We start from the raw sequence: 16259 nt of genomic DNA, 5'->3' as shown, positions 1-16259 counted from the left end.
GCAGGGAATAGGGCTGTCAGAAGGGCTGTCAGAAGAGCTATGAAGGGGCCTTCACAGGAGGAGAGCCGGGGAAGCGGCTCTGGAAGAGGGAGCGGGAGACGGGACTCGAACCCGCGACAGCCTGCTTGGAAGGCAGGTACTCTACCACCTGAGTTACTCCCGCCAATCACGAACCGGCTAGACGTAGCCAGGCTCGATCTAACGCTCGGGGCAACGGCTACCAACCGAGGCGCCAGAGCGAATCGGGGTGCGCGGATTTGAACCGCGGACCTCATGGTCCCAAACCATGCGCGCTACCCACTGCGCCACACCCCGCCGGCAGACTGGCCAGCCCATCCACGCCTGCAGCTCAGGATCAGGTCGGCCAATCGGATCCTTTGCAACTATAGCATGGCTGCCTTTCCCTGTCAAGTAGGATCTCGCCCTACCTGACTGACCTGACCCGACCCGACCCGACCCGACCAGCTCTGCAGAAGGGGGCGGGCGCACCGGTAAGGTAAACCAGGCGAGCCGGCAAGATCGGGTTCTGTCACCTGCGGTTCGCCTGGGATGGCTAGAGATCGCGCTTGCGACGATAGCGTAGCTTTAACAGGAAAAGCTGCCAGCGGGTCGTGAGCCGCGAAAGCGGCTGCGTTTGCCAGGAGGACCCTCCACTCCCGCCGTAAAACCCTGCTGAAGAGTAGCGCGGGCGCCGCCAGAGCTGAGCAAAGAGGGAAGCAACCAGGCAGACTAGGCTCACAATCGCCATCAGCCCCGTGAAAAGGCCAGGACCCTCCAGGGCATAAGCGAAACCACCCGCGATCAGGGCCGCAACGATGCTGAGGAGCAGGAACCACTGTGAGGCATCCAGCGTCCAGGTCAGGGTCGGCATTCGCCAGCGCGGAAGCGAAAGGCGTCGCCGACGGCCTCCACGCGAGCGGCCGGGGAACCGCGACCACCGGGAGCCTTGCGACTCGCTCTGTTCTAAGTTCCGGAGGATCTCCTCAATCTCGCGCTCATATCTGTTTGGCATGGCTGCTCTGCTTCCTTGATGGAACTTGCCAAAAACGCCCCTGTTGATAATGATACCAACTTCTCCGTCATCCCGCAAGGTCAAAGGATTTAAGCGGCTGGTCGTGGCTATCCTGCTCGGGCGAATCCCTGGCAACCGAGCTGGCGGTCATCTCCCGCTCTCTGGAAGCGCCACTGCTCCTCACTTGACCTCATCGCGCCTGGCTTCACAGGCTGGCAGACGAAAGAGGCTCTTGACCTTCTCCACCAGCTCCAGTGGGTGGAACGGCTTCGTAATATGGTCCGCCGCCCCCAGATCGACGCTGATCCGCTCGTAGATATGCTCGGCATGGGCCGTCATAATGATCACAGGTATCTGGCGCAAAACCGGATCGTGGCGCAGGCGACTAAAGATCTGGTAGCCGTCTAACCCTGGCATCATGACGTCGAGAATGATGAGGTCTGGCTTCTCCACCGCTAGAAGCGCCGCGAGCTGCCTGCCATCTGCCGCCGTGACCACCTCAAAGCCGTTGCGGCTCAGAACAAAGGTGATGATCTCGCGCGTCTCCTTATCGTCGTCTACTACAATAATGCGTTTCATTATCTGCCTGCCTCTCCCGGGCCCTTCCTCTGGGTGATCAGTGCAGTAGGGCTGACGCAATGCAATGCAACGCACGCCGATGCCTGCGGATAGATAGATAAGCGTCCTGGACTTCACAACTGTCCCCACTTTACAGTATAGTCTCCGATGGAAGAGCTGCCCCAGAAGATTATTGAGCATGTCGTGTCTGACACAAGCGGACAGCTGACCACTAGAAGGGCGCGCGCCGTTCCCGTGAGAGGGCAGAATCGAAACTGGCGTCTTCTGGTTGACTCTGCCTGTTCCCTCTGTTATCATATGCCAGAAGAGCATCAATACAGGAACAGAGAGTAGGAGTCTGAGGGGGCGAGTATGAGCGTGAGCGAATCCCCGTCCTGGCAGTCTGTCTTGCAGCGGCTCATCCGCACAACGCCGGAGCGCCAGCGCCTGGCGACAGCGCTCGGAGTGACCTCTATGACGCTGTCTCGCTGGGCGAACGGCGAGTCGAGGCCCCATCGCTCTCACTTGATCCGCCTCGTCCAGGCCGTTCATCCCCAGTATCGGCAAGAGCTGTTGGAGGCCCTGCGTCGCAGCTTCCCCGATATCGATGCCCTCCTACGCGAGAGCGCCGTCGAGCAGGTCCCCGCTGAGTTTTTCGCTCAGGTGCTCAACGCCCGCACGACGACGATCGAGTCTCTGCGCTTCTGGCAGATCGGGGAGATGGTCTTGCGCCAGGCCCTGGCCCAGCTCGATCCCAACCATCTGGGCATGTCGATCACCCTGATCCAATGCATGCCCCCCCACGCCGATGGCAAGATCCGCAGCCTGCGCGAGCGCATGGGGAAAGGGACGCTTCCCTGGACCGCTGATCTGGAGCAGATGGCCCTCTTCCTGGGCATGGAGTCGCTGGCCGGCTATGTCGTGGAGTCCGGGCGCGTCCAGAGCATCGAAGATCTACGCAAGTACCACCTCGTCCCCGCTTATCAGAGCGAGTTCGAAATCAGTGCCGCCGCTCACCCGATCTGGCTCGGAGGCCGCGTCGCCGGCTGCCTGCTGGCCTCTAGCACCGAGGTGGGCTATTTCTCTCAGCAGCGTATGAGCCTGCTGGCCATCTTCAGCGATCTGGCCTCCCTGGCTTTCGATCCCAGCGAATTCTACTCCCCTTCGCAGATCGAGCTGCGCCCGATGCCCTCTCCCGAGAAACAACGCCCTATTCTGGCGACGTTTCGCCAGCGGGTAGCACGCCTACAGTACCAGCGTCATCTCTCTAGCGCCGAGGCCGAGCAGGAGGCCTGGCGCGAGATCGAAGCGGAATTGTTGCGTCTGGGTGAGCAGGAGAACGAGACCCTCCTCGACCCCTAGTGGAAGGCTGCTCCCTCGGGCGGCGGCGACAGGGAAAGGCGAGTGCGCAACCCACTGCGCTGCTTCCGATCGCTTGCTCCCCGCCTGCCCGCGCAGCCGCTCGGTCCGGGATGAGGCAACTGGCCCCTGCCGCCTCCGGCTCTATCTGGGGCTTCCCGCCTGGACGCCCATTTCCTCCCTCCCTTCCTGACCGTCCTGCCAGCCCGCAAGCAAGCCAGCGGTCGCAGAGACGGGCCTGCTCTCCCACCCTTATTCGATGCCATGCTTGCGCATCAAGTAGCGGAGCTGGTCGACTTTGCTCATTCCTAAAAGCTCTGCTGCCCGCGTGCGATTGTGTCCCGCCTCCTGCAGCGCCTGACGAATGAAGTATTGCTCCACTCGCTCAACAACGCGCTCCAGGGGCAGCGACTGTGCTGGATGGTTGGCCAGCCATTCCTCCCAGGGATCACAGCTATCGCGCTGGCGACTTTCGCTGTAGCCAACGATCTCTTGGGGAAGATGGGTCGGCAGAATCTCTTCTCCACTGCTCAGAATCATGGCGCGCTCAATGACGTTTTTCAGTTCGCGTACGTTGCCCGGCCAGCTATAGGCCAGCAGGAGACGCTGGGCCTCGGGTGAGATGCGACGCACATTGCGCCCCAGCGACTTGTTGAAGTCCTCGACAAAGCGCGAGGCGAAGAGCAAGATGTCTCCGGGGCGCTCCCGCAGCGGCGGGAGATGGATCTGCATGACCGCCAGGCGATAGAAGAGGTCACGCCGAAAGCTCCCTTCCATCATGGCCTTCTGCAGGTCGCGGTTAGTGGCCGCGATGACTCGCACGTTGATTTTGACTTCTTTGTTGCCCCCCAGACGAAAGAAGGAGCGCGTCTCCAGCACGCGCAAAAGCTTGGCCTGCATGTCGAGCGGCATTTCGCCGATCTCATCGAGGAAGAGCGTACCACCGTCAGCCAGTTCCAACAGCCCACGCTTCTGCTTGCGCGCATCTGTGAAGGCATATGGCTCATAGCCAAAGAGTTCGCTTTCCAGAAGATTGTGAGCGATGGCGGCGCAGTTGAGTGGCTGGAAAGGACCAGAGGCGCGCGGACTCTGCTCGTGGATAGCGTGGGCGACGACCTCTTTGCCGGTGCCACTCTCACCGGTGATGAGGACGGAGGCGGTCTCGCTGCGCGCGACACGGGCGACCATCTCAAAGACCTGGCGCATGCGCTCGCTGTGGCCGACAATATAGTTGAAGTGGTAGTTATCGCTGCGCTCGCGGCGCAGTTGGCGCAGCTCGCGGTACATGGCGCTGGTCTCTAAGGCTCGCTGTACGACGAGCAGCAGCTCTTCCAGGTCGAAGCCTTTAAGCAGATAATCGGAGGCCCCAAGCTTCATGGCTTCAACGGCACTACGCACGTCTCCATAGGCCGTCAGCATGATTACTGGCAGCTCCGGCTCACTGGCTTTGATGCGCTTGAGAACCTCTAGCCCGCTCAGCCCGGGCAGGCGCAGGTCCAGCAGGACAAGATCAACCGAGCATCGCTGGATGATCCGCAGGCCCGTTTCGCCTTCGGCCACGGTTTCTACTTCATAGCCATGCCTGCCCAGGTAGCGTGCAATCTGGTGCGGCAGATGAGGCTCATCGTCGATGATGAGAATCTGCATGCTCATGATGTCTGCGCTCTCCCGCTCGTTGGTTCTCTGGCCGGCGACTCAGGCTCGCCTTCCATCTCTCCGCTCTCACCTCTGGGCGCCAGGGGGAGGCGAATGGTGAAGGTGGCGCCGTAGCCCAGGCGACTCTCAACGCTGATTTGCCCCTGGTGGCTTTCTATGAGACGCTGGGTGATGGCGAGGCCGAGGCCGATGCCATGGGCTTTGGTGGTGAAAAAGGGCTGGAAGATTAAATCGAGCTGCTCCGGCGGAATCCCAATGCCAGTATCGCTGATGGACAGTTCCAGCCATTGCTGCGTGTCTTGCTCTACATAGCTGCCCTCGCCATCCAGGACGGAGACCCGCGGGAGGACATAGCCGGAGCCAGCCCCTGGGCGGGGGCACCTGACGACTTGGGCCGAGACGGTGAGTATGCCCCCTTCTGGCATCGCCTGGATGGCGTTGGTGTACAGGTTAAAGAGGACTTGTTCCATCTGCTCCATGTCGGCGAGGACAATGGCTCGTCGCCCTGGCGATGGCTGCCGAAGGTCGGGCTGATAGACACGGTGAAGAACGATGCCGGCTTCGGTGAGCCAGGGCTGCAGGGTCTGAAGGACGTGCTCGTTGAGAGCGATGAGGTCGCAGGGCACGCGGTGTAACTGGCGCGGCTTGGCAAAGAGCAGCAGCTCGCGCACGATGTTGTCGAGCCGCTCGACTTCTTTGAGGACGACGGCGATCGATTCCTGGACGCCACGGTGCTCTTCGAGCGGAAGGGCTGCCTGGCCGTCCCGATGGCTCGCCTCTCTGCTGACTTCGGCTGTCTCGCGCCTGATCAGCTTCTCCAGGTCGTCCATGAGCATCTGCATGGTGATTTTGATGGAGGCCAGGGGATTGCGAACCTCGTGGGCGACGCTGGCGGCCATCTTGCCCAGGGAGGCCAGCTCGTCCAGCCGCCGCTTCTCTTCCTGGAGACGGTGCATCGAGGTGACGTCGTTGAAGGTGAGCAGGCTGCCAATCTGTTGCCCACGGTCGTTGCAAAGGGGCTGCCAGGTCATGTCCAGAACAAGGTCTTGCCCCTGCCGGTCGCGCGTGGTGAGGGTTTCATGGTGGGCCGACGGTGGGCGCTGCCCAGAGCCAGCTTGTGGGGACTCGTGTGGGGCTTTGGGGGGCTTGAGTGGCAGCAGCTTGTGCACCGGCTGCCCAAGCGCTTCGTACGGGTGGTAGCCCAAAATGAGCGAGGCCGCCCGGTTGAAGGTCGTGATCTGCCCATTGAGATCTATGGTCATCAATCCGCTCGGAATGCTCTCCAGGATCAGCTCTTTGAGGCGCTGGTCATCAAGGACCTGGCGTAGAAGCTTGCGGGCTTCGTTGCGCGCTTCGATCACTTCGGTCATGAGATGGATGTTTTCAAGGGCGGCGCTGGCCTGGCTGGCCAGAACCTGCAGCATCATCAGTTCGATATGACGGACTTTCCAGGGGCGATAAGTGCCTCCGACCAGCAGACCGAGGACTCGTGGCTCTCTTTCTTCTCCGCTACAGAACCGGCCTCGCCGCCCGGGATCGCCTCCGCTGATGAGCGGCAGGGCGATGAAAGTGTTGATGCTGCCAGGCAGATGACTCAGATAGTCGGCGGTGCCTGGACTGCCTGGGCGCTCGATGAGCAGCGGAGTGGGATGAATCCCCTGCTCGCGGGCATAGCGGAAGAGCGCTTCGCTGAGGGCCGGGCTGATCCAGGGCGCCTGCCGACCTCGGGGAGGCGAGAGAAGGATATCGCAGAGGTCAAGCGGCGCGATTTCTCGGCTGCGCTGCATGATGATGGTGCACAGGCGCTCAAGATCGTGTATGGCGCTGTTGATCTGGCTGCCGATGCTGTTGAGCAGCGAGAGTTCCTGAATGCGCTCGCGATCTCGCTCTAGCAGCAGGGTGTTTTCGAGCAGCATGGCGCTGACGCCGGCCACAGCTTCCAGCACCTGAATCTCTTCTTCGCTCCAGTAGGCCGGCAGGCTGTGGCTAAGCTCCCCAGGGCCAGGACCGGCCGCGGCAGCCTCCTCGGCTCCCCCTGCTCCCTGCCCGGGATTGGACAGGCCGTCCCGAATGGCGACAAGAACACCCGTGGCCCGCTGTCGGTAGATGAGAGGCACGGCTACAAGCTGTGGCCGGGCTTTGTCCGCCGGGGCGGTGGCGACGCGCCGCAATCTCCAGGCCCGCGCTTCTGGTCGCTCGCTGTTGAGGTCTATGGGGTTGATCTGGGCTACCGCCAGCAGCGAGGTCGACCAGCCTGGCCGGTCGTCAAAGGTCCCAGAGACAAATTGCAGGCTTTCGCCAATGCGTTTGTAGAGCAGGACGTGGCGACTGCGCAGGAGCGAGGCCAGCCTCCGAGGCAGGCTGTCCTGCAGGACCCGGTAGTCGCCAATGGCGCTGAATTCTTCAAGAATGGTGGTGACAAGGAAGGGCGCATTCAGCGAGATGGGGACCGCAAAGGCCCCTTTCTCCTCTCCGGCGATAGCTTCCTTTGTCTCTTCGCCTGCGCTGGACCGTGATGCGAAGGTGCCCGAGTCATGCTCTGCTGTCCGCATGCTTCCCCCCTTCTCCTGATCGCTCCAGTCCGCTGTGCCCTTGTCGAGCGGGGCCTGACCGCCCCCGGCTCTGCTGAGTGCTGATGAGTAGGCTCTCTTTGCTGACCACGCTACACCTCTTCCGCTCTTGATGCAACCTGGAGCTGATGACCGCAATCTCTTCTCCAAAGGCAGCACTGCCGCGCTGCACCTGGCCGACTCGCAGGCCGACCCTCTCTAGTGACCGCTTCATTGCTGCTCCTCTGCCCAATATTGGGCCTGCCGTTGTGGTAGGCTGCTGGGCCCCCCTTCCCGTCGGCCTCCATACGATACGTCCTCCAGTCGCTTCACGGTCTCCCTCAAATGCTCGCTTGCTGCCGCCGTAGGCCCGAAGCCCCCTCCGATGGTCGGGCGAGCCTGGCCTCTTCCTTTACCTCTCCTCTCCAGGCCATGGCTGCCTCCCTGAGCGGCTACCGCCCCGATGGCGGCCCTTCTCGCCTGCGGCGAGCGACAGGACAGGTCTTCTCCTGGCACTCTCTCCTGTTTTCTACTATAGCAGATGCTAGCCTATTTTGCACCTGGCATTGGTCTTATCTGAAAATATTGCCATTATCTCTGTCTGGCTTCCTTCCTTCCCCGTTACTATTATGAATGGCCAGTCATAGTCTTGTGTAAAAAGTAGAGATAAGATCCAAGATTCTCTTGTGCAGCAATAGCCATCCCATCGGCGCCAGAGCGGAGAGGACGCTGGACCTGGGGCGGGACTTGCAAGCGCGGGGAGACTTCGCTACCCTGAGAAGGCAAGCGCCAGCCTGGCCTTCCTGACCGGGTGAAGCGAGTAAGCCGAAGGTGAGTAAGTAGACAAGAAAGAGGAATAAAAAGAAGAGAATGCAAGAAGAGTATCAGAAACCGCACGGAGCGAGAGACATCCAGCCAGGTGAGGGGGGGAGTAGCCAGGTCGAGGGGCAGAGCAAGATCGCGCCACGCTGGCTGGCCCTGGTGGCCGCCCTGGTCTGTGGCTTCCTCTATGCCGTTTTGCCCCCCTGGCTGACCCTCGGGCCGAACTGGCTCCCATTGGCTTTGGAAGGCGTCATTGTGGCCGCCGTCCTCCTGTTCAGGTTGCTGGCACGGCCCGCCTGGCCGCCCCATCATCTCCATCGTTTGCAGCGCCAGCTTGCCTTCGGGCTGTTAGCCATTGTGACGCTGGCCCTTGGGAGCGCGGTGGCCTTGCTCATTTTCAACCTGCCGCGCAGCACCCGAGCCGACATCTTGCTGCGGGCTGCGGCTCTGCTGTGGACCTCGAATATCCTGGTCTTTGCTCTCTGGTACTGGGAAGTCGACGGCGGGGGACCATTGGGGCGTCATCGTCGGGGCCATCGCGCCGCAGACTTCCTTTTCCCACAGCAGGCGGGGGGAAACAGTGGCGGCTGGGTGCCGCACTTCCTTGACTATCTCTTTCTGGCCTTCACCACCGCCACTGCTTTTAGTCCAACCGACACCATGCCGCTGACGCGCCGCGCGAAGGCTCTGATGATGCTCGAGGCTCTGCTCTCTCTCCTGGTTCTGGCCATCCTGGCGGCGCGGGCCGTCAATATCCTCTAGCCTCTAGTGCTCTGGTGAGGTCGTCCAGGTCGGGGGCAAACGAAAGGTGACCTCGCTGCCCTCGCTCTCGCCGGCGCGCCGCAGCAGGCTACGGGCGGGAGTTGTCGTTGCAACCTCGCGTCCTCCCTTAAAGACGTGCAGGCGCGCCGGCAGCAGGCGCAGGGCCTCAAAAGCTGAAGGGGCGTCGAGGAGAACGAAGTCGGCGGGTTTCCCCTCCTCGATCCCATAGCGGTCCTCGATGCGCAGGACGCGCGCCGCATTAGTGGTGATCAGGTCCAGCACCGTATTGATCTCCTCGTATCCACTCATGTGGCAGAGCAAGAGAGCGAGCTGAGCGGCGGCCAGCATATCGCCGCGTCCAAGCGGGAACCAGGGGTCCATGATGGAGTCGTGGCCCAGGGCCACCGTCACGCCGGCCTCCAGCAGCTCCTTGACGCGGGCCAGGCCGCGGCGCTTGGGATAGGTGTCAAAGCGTCCCTGGAGCACCACATTATCGAAGGGATTGGCGATGACGTTGACGCGGGCTCGGGCCAGCAGGCGCAGCAGTTTGAAGGCGTAGGCATTATCGTATGAATGCATCGCCGTGCAGTGGCTGGCCGTCACCCGTCCCTGCCAGCCAGCGCTCAGCGCCTCGGCCGCCACGATTTCGGTGAAGCGCGAATGGGGGTCATCGGTCTCATCGCAGTGACAGTCAATGTCGCGATTGAACTCGCGCGCCAGAGCGAAAGCGTAGCGTACATCCTCGACCCCCAGATCGCGCGTCCATTCGTAATGCGGGATGCCGCCGACCAGGTCGCAGCCCAGTTCCATGGCGCGACGCATCAGCTCCGGCCCGTTGGGAAAGGCGAAGATGCCGTCTTGGGGAAAGGCCACGAGCTGTAGCTCGCAGATGTCGCGCACCTCCTCGCGTACCTCCAGCAGGGCGCGTAGAGCCGTCAGCGAGGGATCACAGACATCGACATGGCTGCGAATGTAGAGCGTGCCCTGGGCCACTTCCCAGCGGATGGCCTCCAGGGCGCGGCGCTTAACATCCTCATGGCTCAGGGAGGGCTTGCGCTCGCTCCAAATCTGGATACCCTCTAGCAGGGTTCCGCTGCTGTTGTAGCGGGGTTGGCCCACGGTCAGCACTGCGTCGAGATGCACGTGAGCATCGATAAAGGGCGGCGAGAGCAGGCGCCCAGCGGCCTCGATCTCGCGGGCGGCGCTGTCCGCTGGCAGCTCCGGAGCGATGCGCACGAAGCGCCCATTTTGGACAGCAATATCGACGAGCGTGTCTCGGCGATGGAGACGCGCGTGGCGTACAATCAGGTCGTAATGCATGGCTCTTCCTCGTCTTCGACAGGTGCGTGATGGCGGTCAGCGGCGCGGGCCGTGGAGGCCCGGGCGGGCTGAGGTGACCCCTGACTGAGTCAGTGATCCGGCCTAAGCCAGGCGCAGGCTGCTCCCGCCTCTCCGGCCGGATCAAACCAAGAGGGGCAGGCGCTCTGCCCGGCCTTGGACCCTCTCTGACCTTCTCCGAGTGCCGTTGGCCTTGGCCTGACGCCTGCCCCTGAGCGAACAAGCATCCAAACCTGCCTTACCCTCTCCCCACCGAGCGCGGCGAAGCCGAGCGGCGAGAAGGAAGGCTGTCTCTGGCTTGCTGGCTGCCCGCCGCTCAGCGTCCACTGCTGCGCAGCTCGATGGGACGCAGCAGGAGATAGGCAACTGCGGCCAGCACGATACCCAGCTCAAAGCCGATATCCATGCCATAGGGCGGGTTGACCAGCTTCGCCAGCGGACCGACGTAGTAGACCTGCGCGGCTCCCAGCGCTACGCCGACCAGGCCGATGGCCATTGCCACCAGTGCCGCCCAGCCGAGGGGCAGCTTCTCGGGTGTGTTCCAGTCATCGACATTATAGACGCCGCGACGAAAAACGAAGTGCTCCAGGATCAGGATAATCGACCAGGGGCCGAGCCAGTAGGCGATCAGGAGGAGGAAATTCTCCAGGGTCTCGTTGAAGTTTTGGGCGGCGGGCAGGGCGATCGCCACGTAGATGACCGCCCCGATCAGGGTCCAGACGGCGCGCGGCACCCGCTGGAGAGCCTTACCAACCACCTGGATCGAGAGACCAAGGCTATAGTCGTTGGGGATGTTGTTGGCCACCACGCTGAGAGCCAGCAGGACCAGCAGGACCGTGCCAAAGCCCCCTAGAGGCTGGAGCACGCCCGCCAGCAGCTCACCGCCACCCTTGGGAATCCAGCTTGTCAGGAGCATGCCCAGCGTTTCCAGGGCCACACAGGGCAGGAAGACCCCCAGAAAGGTCAGCCAGAAAACGCGACTGGCCGGCGTCTCCTCCGGCTGCCGAACATTGTAATCAGCAGCATAGGAGCTCCAGCCGGTGGCGAAGCCGTAGATCGCCCCGCCAAAGGAGATCAGCGAGGCAAACCAGGCCGCGCTGGCCGCCGGCGTCGGCACAATTTTCATATGGGGGGCTGCCACCACCGTCATGATGGCGAAGATGATGGCCATCGGAATCCAGGCAAAGCGCTCGTAGCGATGGACGTAGCGGTAGCCATAGATACTGACCAGCGTTGTCAGGAGAGCAATGACCAGAATGCCCGCCCAGCGGGGAACCGCGCCATTGCTCAGGGCAGCCACCAACTGGCCGCCGACGATCACGTTGACCGCCGACCAGCCGATACAGGCCGCGACATTGAAAAGGGCCATTACAATACCCCCGACCCAGCCGAAGGAGAAGCGCGAGATGGTCATCTGGCGCAGGCCGAGTTTGGGACCGAGCGTCGAGAAGAAGGCGACGGGAAGCACACCCAGGGCATTGAAGAGCACAATCACGGCCAGGCCGTCCCAGAAGCCCAGGCCAAAGACCAGGTTGGCCAAAGCCCCCAGGGCCACCGTCGAAATGACCAGGTTGGCCGAGAGCCACATGGTGAAATTGTCAACAATGCGCACATGAGTGCGAGCAGTGGGGGCCACCCGTTCGATGCCGTGAATCTCAATACCCCGTTCTTCAGGAATAGTGACGATGTCGGACATACTGCTATCTCCTGGAGAAAAACTAGTGGGACGCTCCTCGTTCGCTCACGTGCGAGTTTCGCGCGCTGAAAGGGCTGTCATCCTCGACCTTCCTCGCTCGCGTTGCGCCATTCCACCGCGAAAGGCACCCTGGGAGAACCTTGCGTTGGGCGGCATTCAGCACAGATAAGAGGCAATCTGGGAGAGTAAGCTGAACCACCTGGCCGCCTCTCCGGAGCGCACGAAGGATGAGCTAATTCCAGCTTTATTATACCAGCATCGCCGCTCCCCTGTCACCGTTTGCTGGCGGCTCGCTCAGGCAGCCAGACGAATAACCAGGAGGGCGCCTTCTGGCGGCTCTTCCCGGCTCTGGTTCCGAGTGAGGACCTGCATAAAAAAGCCATAAACGCGCATGGGCAATTTATACCAGGGAAAGGAGTCCATCACCCTGGACGCCCTGGCCTCAGAGTAGTTACAATGCACACATATAGACATCATACGCCCGAGAGCTGGTTGCAGGCCAGTCAGTCAATTGGTTGGTCTGTCAGTGTCAGCCGGCCGGTGGTGGTCGGCACGGCGTAGGATGTGGCAGCTATCTCTCTCCTTCAGGAGGTCGGCATGGTGTCCAAAACGGCCCCGGCCCGCGCCGGAAGCAAGCGTCAGGCAGAGCAGGAGGACTGCGAGCTGGAAGAACTGCGGCGCGAGAACGAGCGGCTGCGCGAGGCGCTGGCGGCCAGATCGCAAGAGTACGCGCTCCTCAACGAGATCATCGCCGCGGTCGGCTCAACGCTCAGGCTCGACGAAATCTTGCGCCGTCTTGTTGATGCCATTGTCCGCGCCGTCTCCTGCCACGCCGCGTTTCTCTACCTCTACGATCCTGAGCGCGAGCGTCTGGTGCTGGCCAGTGCCAGCGAGCCTTACGCGCGCTTCATCGGCAAGGTCGAGCTGGCCCTGGGACAGGGCATCGCCGGCTGGGTCGCGACGACGCTGGAGCCGGTCATTCTCAAAGAACAGGCACGCCGTGATCCCCGCTTCTATGTGGTGCCGGAACTGGACCGCGAGGAGTTCCAATCGGTAATGACGGTGCCGATTGTCAGCCGTGAGCGTCAGCTGATCGGGGTGCTTTCGATGAATACGGCGGCCCCGGCGACCTTCAACGAGGAGCAGCAGCGCTTTGTCTGCAATACGGCGGCCCTGGTGGCGGGCGCTATCGAGAACGCGCGGCTCTATGAGCATACGCGGCGCAAGCTCAATATCTTGACGAGCCTCTCGGTGCTGAGCCAGACGATCAGTTCCGGCCTCTATCTTGACGAGATGCTGCGCTCGCTGGCCGCGCTAACGGCCCAGATCATGGAGGCCGACCTGTGTGTCATTATGCTGGTGGACCAGGCTCGGGGCCGACTGACGGTGCGAGCCGTGGCTTCGGGCCTGACTGAGCGCGAGCATCCGCTGCTGCAACCTCTCGAAGGAGAGCGCTCGGCCCTGGAGGCCCCGCGGGAGTCTGGGCCGCCGGCCGCTCCCGCTCCCTGCCTGCCCGAAAGCGCCCTCAGCCTGCCGAGCGGCGACTACCAGGCGTTGACCTTCGAGGGGTTCCATCCGCTGAAGGACAGTCAGCATCGTACCCTGCTCTCGGCCCCCCTGGTCTCGGGCACCGAGCACCTGGGCCTGATCAATTGCTACTTCCGCCGGGCCCGGCGCCCCAGTCCCGAGGACCAGGCCCTGCTGAGCACGATCGCCAATCAGGCCGCGATTGCGATTAAGAATAGCCAGTTGGTCGATCTGCTCACCCAGAAAAATCTGGTCAAAGCCTTCTTCGATGAGCTGCTCGCCGGCGCCTATGAGTCGGAAGAAACCCTCAAGCAGCGCGCGAAGTTGCTCGGCTGCGACCTGGAGCGCCCTCATGCCGTGGTGCTCTTCGAGCTGCTCCCCGCCGAGGAAAGGATCGGCTCCGGCTCTGGCCGGGCTCTGAGCGAGGAGGAGCGCCAGACGGCCTACAAGCGCACCTGCAGCCTGATCCGGCGTCGCCTGCAAGACGCTTATCCCGGCTCGCTGCTCTATGAGCAGGAACGTTCTCTGACCTGCCTGGTTCGCCTGGTCCAGGAGCAGGGTGACAGGCCCGCTCCCCCCCATTCCTCGCTTCCCAGCGTGTCCGGTCCAGCTAGCAGCACGCGCCTGAAAAACTGGCTGCGCGAGCTGATCCATCAGATTCATCAGGAGCAGCCTCTCCATGTGGCCGCCGGCATCGGTAACCCCTGCCAGCAGCTCGCCGACTATCGCCGCAGCGCTGCCGAGGCCCGTGAGGCCCTGCAGATGGGCCGCAGCCTTAACGGCGACGGCGTGACCCACTTCAACGACCTGGGGATCTATCGCTACCTCTATAAGATCGCCCGCATGGACGATCTGCGCGATAGCTACCAGGACCAGATCGCCCGCATCGCTCACTACGATCGCCGCAAGGGAACCGACCTGCTCTCTACCCTGGAAACCTACCTGGAATGCGCCGGCAACCTGACCAAAACTTCCAGTCTCCTCTTTATACATAGAAATACATTGATCCAGCGTCTGGAACGTCTGCAGTCGCTGTGTGAGATCGATCTGCAGGACCGCAGCAACTGGCTCAGTTTGCAGGTGGCCATCAAGGTCTATAAGCTGCGCAACAACGTCTTCTGAGCCGATGGCTCTGGCCGTGGCACCTTGCTCTCCGGCAAGGTGGCGTGCGTTCACCCTGGCTGGGGTGGGCTGGTAGTAAGCGGGAGACGAGAGAGGGCGAGGATGGGGTCCTTCCATCCTGCCCTCTCTCGCTTTGATGAGGGGAAGACACTGGTCAGACAAGACAACAAGAACAAGAAGAGGAAGAAGGAGAGTCTTAGATCAGGCCGACAAGCTCGCCTGCCTCGGGAGCTGGCGTCTCTCCGTCCTGGTCGCTGCTGGCGGGCTGGGGGCGCCGCCGGTCGCGCAGCTTGATCTCCTTAAGGAAGAACACGGCAACCAGGGCCACGACCATCAGCCCGAAGCTCAGCACGAAGACGTTGTGAATTCCCTGAGCCAGGCCCGTCTTGACGGCTTCCAGAATAGTTGCCAGGAGCCGCTGTCCCTGGGGACCGAAGGCCGCCGCGGCGTGGTCCATCTGCTGGCGTGCGTTATCGGAGAGCAGAATCTCCGGGTTATTGAAGGCGGACAAGAAGCGGGCTGGCACGACCTGCCTGACCATCGCTGGGAGCGCCTGCTCGAAGGCCGGCTGGTAGGCCGAGGTCATCAGTGATCCCATCGCCGCCAGACCGACCGTGGCTCCGATCTGGCGGAAGAAGACCAGGGCCGAGGTGGCCTGGCCGATTTTGTGCACCGGCATAGCATTCTGCACCACCAGGGTATAGAGCGACATGCCGAAACCCATCCCCAGGCCCAGTACCAGCATGGCGATCAGAACATCTGTATTGGTTGAATTCACATCCAGGCGAGTCAGCAGGTAGGACCCGACCACGCTAATCGCCATTCCCGTAATCGCGATCCATTTATATTTACCGATTCTGGAGACGAGCTGGCCTGAGAGGACACTGCCGACCACCGAGGTCAGCATCAGCGGCGTCAGGATCAACCCGCTGTTGGTCGCCGTTGTCCCCACGACGCCTTGCACGAAGAGCGGGATAAAGAAGACGCTGCCGAAGAGGCCCATGCCGAAGATCACTGTCACGATTGTGCTGACCGTAAAGATGCTGTTCTTGAACAGGCCAGGTTCAATAATGGGCTGGCCCTGACGGCGCTCGAGTCTGGCCTCGTAGAGCAGAAAGGCTGCCAGGAAGACCACCGCGGCCGTCAGCAGGCCAAGGATCTGTGGCGAGAGCCAGTCGTACTGGTTACCGGCCAGCGAGAAGCCCAGGAGCAGTGGTAAGGCGCCCAGCACCAGCAGAGCGGCCCCCAGGTAATCGATCGAGACCTGGCGGTTCTTGCCGCGTAGGGCGGGCATCAGGAAGATCAGGACCAGCAGGGCGAGAATGCCGATCGGCAGGTTGACGTAGAAGACCCAGCGCCAGCTTGTATTTTGGGTGATCCAGCCGCCAAGCGTGGGACCGATAATTGAGGACAGGCCCCAGATCGCTCCGGTCAGGCCCTGCCACTTACCGCGCTCGCGCGGCGTAAACAGGTCGCCGACGATCGCCATGGCGATGGGCAGCAGGGCCCCAGCCCCCAGGCCCTGGAAGGCGCGAAAAGCGATCAACTGGTTCATCGACTGGGCTGCCCCCGAGAGGGCCGAACCGATTAAGAAGACCACTACTCCGAACAAGAAAATGGGTTTGCGGCCCACCAGGTCCGAGAGCTTGCCGTAGATCGGCACCATGACCGTTGAGGCCAGCAGGTAGGCTGTGGAGACCCAGGTATAGCGGTCAAAGCCCTGTAGCTCGGCGATGATGCGCGGCATCGCTGTTGAGACAATGGTCTGGTCCAGCGAGGCCAGCAGCATCACCATCAGAACGCCGGCCATTGTCAGCACCGTCTCGCGCGCCGAAAAGCGCGGCTGCTCGAGGGCTGT

The 16259-nt window shown here is 62.1% G+C and carries 10 protein-coding genes and 2 tRNA genes; 3 read left to right on the top strand and 9 right to left on the bottom strand.

Annotated elements, in window-relative coordinates; all coding sequences use genetic code 11:
* Positions 1–90: 90 nt before the first annotated feature.
* The 4 genes from ACFMO7_RS11520 to ACFMO7_RS11505 form a co-directional block, all read right to left on the bottom strand.
* Positions 91–163 (bottom strand) — tRNA-Gly (locus tag ACFMO7_RS11520).
* 79 nt (positions 164–242) lie between these two features.
* A tRNA-Pro gene (locus ACFMO7_RS11515) sits at positions 243–315 on the bottom strand.
* A gap of 238 nt (positions 316–553) precedes the next feature.
* On the bottom strand, positions 554–1012 hold the full coding sequence (locus ACFMO7_RS11510) for a hypothetical protein (protein ID WP_376795627.1): 459 nt from the start codon (positions 1010–1012) through the stop codon (positions 554–556).
* Positions 1013–1192: 180 nt separating this feature from the next.
* Complete coding sequence (locus ACFMO7_RS11505; protein ID WP_376795626.1) at positions 1193–1591, bottom strand: response regulator transcription factor; 399 nt, start codon at positions 1589–1591, stop codon at positions 1193–1195.
* 351 nt (positions 1592–1942) lie between these two features.
* On the opposite strand from ACFMO7_RS11505, the gene ACFMO7_RS11500 reads away from it, so the two are divergent.
* Complete coding sequence (locus ACFMO7_RS11500; protein ID WP_376795625.1) at positions 1943–2932, top strand: GAF domain-containing protein; 990 nt, start codon at positions 1943–1945, stop codon at positions 2930–2932.
* 249 nt (positions 2933–3181) lie between these two features.
* On the opposite strand, the gene ACFMO7_RS11495 is transcribed toward ACFMO7_RS11500, so the two are convergent.
* Positions 3182–4582, bottom strand: a complete 1401-nt coding sequence (locus tag ACFMO7_RS11495) for a sigma-54-dependent transcriptional regulator (RefSeq protein WP_376795624.1) — start codon at positions 4580–4582, stop codon at positions 3182–3184.
* Positions 4579–7137 (bottom strand): ATP-binding protein, encoded by a 2559-nt coding sequence (locus ACFMO7_RS11490; RefSeq protein WP_376795623.1) that lies wholly within the window; start codon positions 7135–7137, stop codon positions 4579–4581. The genes ACFMO7_RS11495 and ACFMO7_RS11490 overlap by 4 nt, the downstream gene beginning before the upstream one ends.
* Before the next feature lie 867 nt (positions 7138–8004).
* Here ACFMO7_RS11490 and ACFMO7_RS11485 point away from each other — a divergent pair.
* On the top strand, positions 8005–8718 hold the full coding sequence (locus ACFMO7_RS11485) for a hypothetical protein (RefSeq protein WP_376795622.1): 714 nt from the start codon (positions 8005–8007) through the stop codon (positions 8716–8718).
* A gap of 3 nt (positions 8719–8721) precedes the next feature.
* Here the strand turns inward: ACFMO7_RS11485 and ACFMO7_RS11480 are convergent, their stop codons facing one another.
* Positions 8722–10038, bottom strand: a complete 1317-nt coding sequence (locus tag ACFMO7_RS11480) for a cytosine deaminase (protein ID WP_376795621.1) — start codon at positions 10036–10038, stop codon at positions 8722–8724.
* A 334-nt stretch (positions 10039–10372) separates the two neighbouring features.
* Positions 10373–11752 (bottom strand): cytosine permease, encoded by a 1380-nt coding sequence (locus ACFMO7_RS11475; RefSeq protein WP_376795620.1) that lies wholly within the window; start codon positions 11750–11752, stop codon positions 10373–10375.
* Positions 11753–12349: 597 nt separating this feature from the next.
* Between ACFMO7_RS11475 and ACFMO7_RS11470 the strand changes: the two genes are divergently transcribed.
* Positions 12350–14401, top strand: coding sequence for a GAF domain-containing protein (locus tag ACFMO7_RS11470; RefSeq protein WP_376795619.1), 2052 nt, complete (start codon positions 12350–12352; stop codon positions 14399–14401).
* A 196-nt stretch (positions 14402–14597) separates the two neighbouring features.
* Here the strand turns inward: ACFMO7_RS11470 and ACFMO7_RS11465 are convergent.
* Positions 14598–16259: MDR family MFS transporter (locus tag ACFMO7_RS11465; RefSeq protein ID WP_376795618.1), on the bottom strand; the 1662-nt coding region annotated here is incomplete at its 5' end.

The sequence above is a fragment of the Thermogemmatispora sp. genome (assembly GCF_042408735.1).
Classification (GTDB): Bacteria; Chloroflexota; Ktedonobacteria; order Ktedonobacterales; family Ktedonobacteraceae; genus Thermogemmatispora.
Note: the sequence above shows the minus strand (reverse complement) of the source record. Positions and strands in the feature narration are given on the sequence as shown.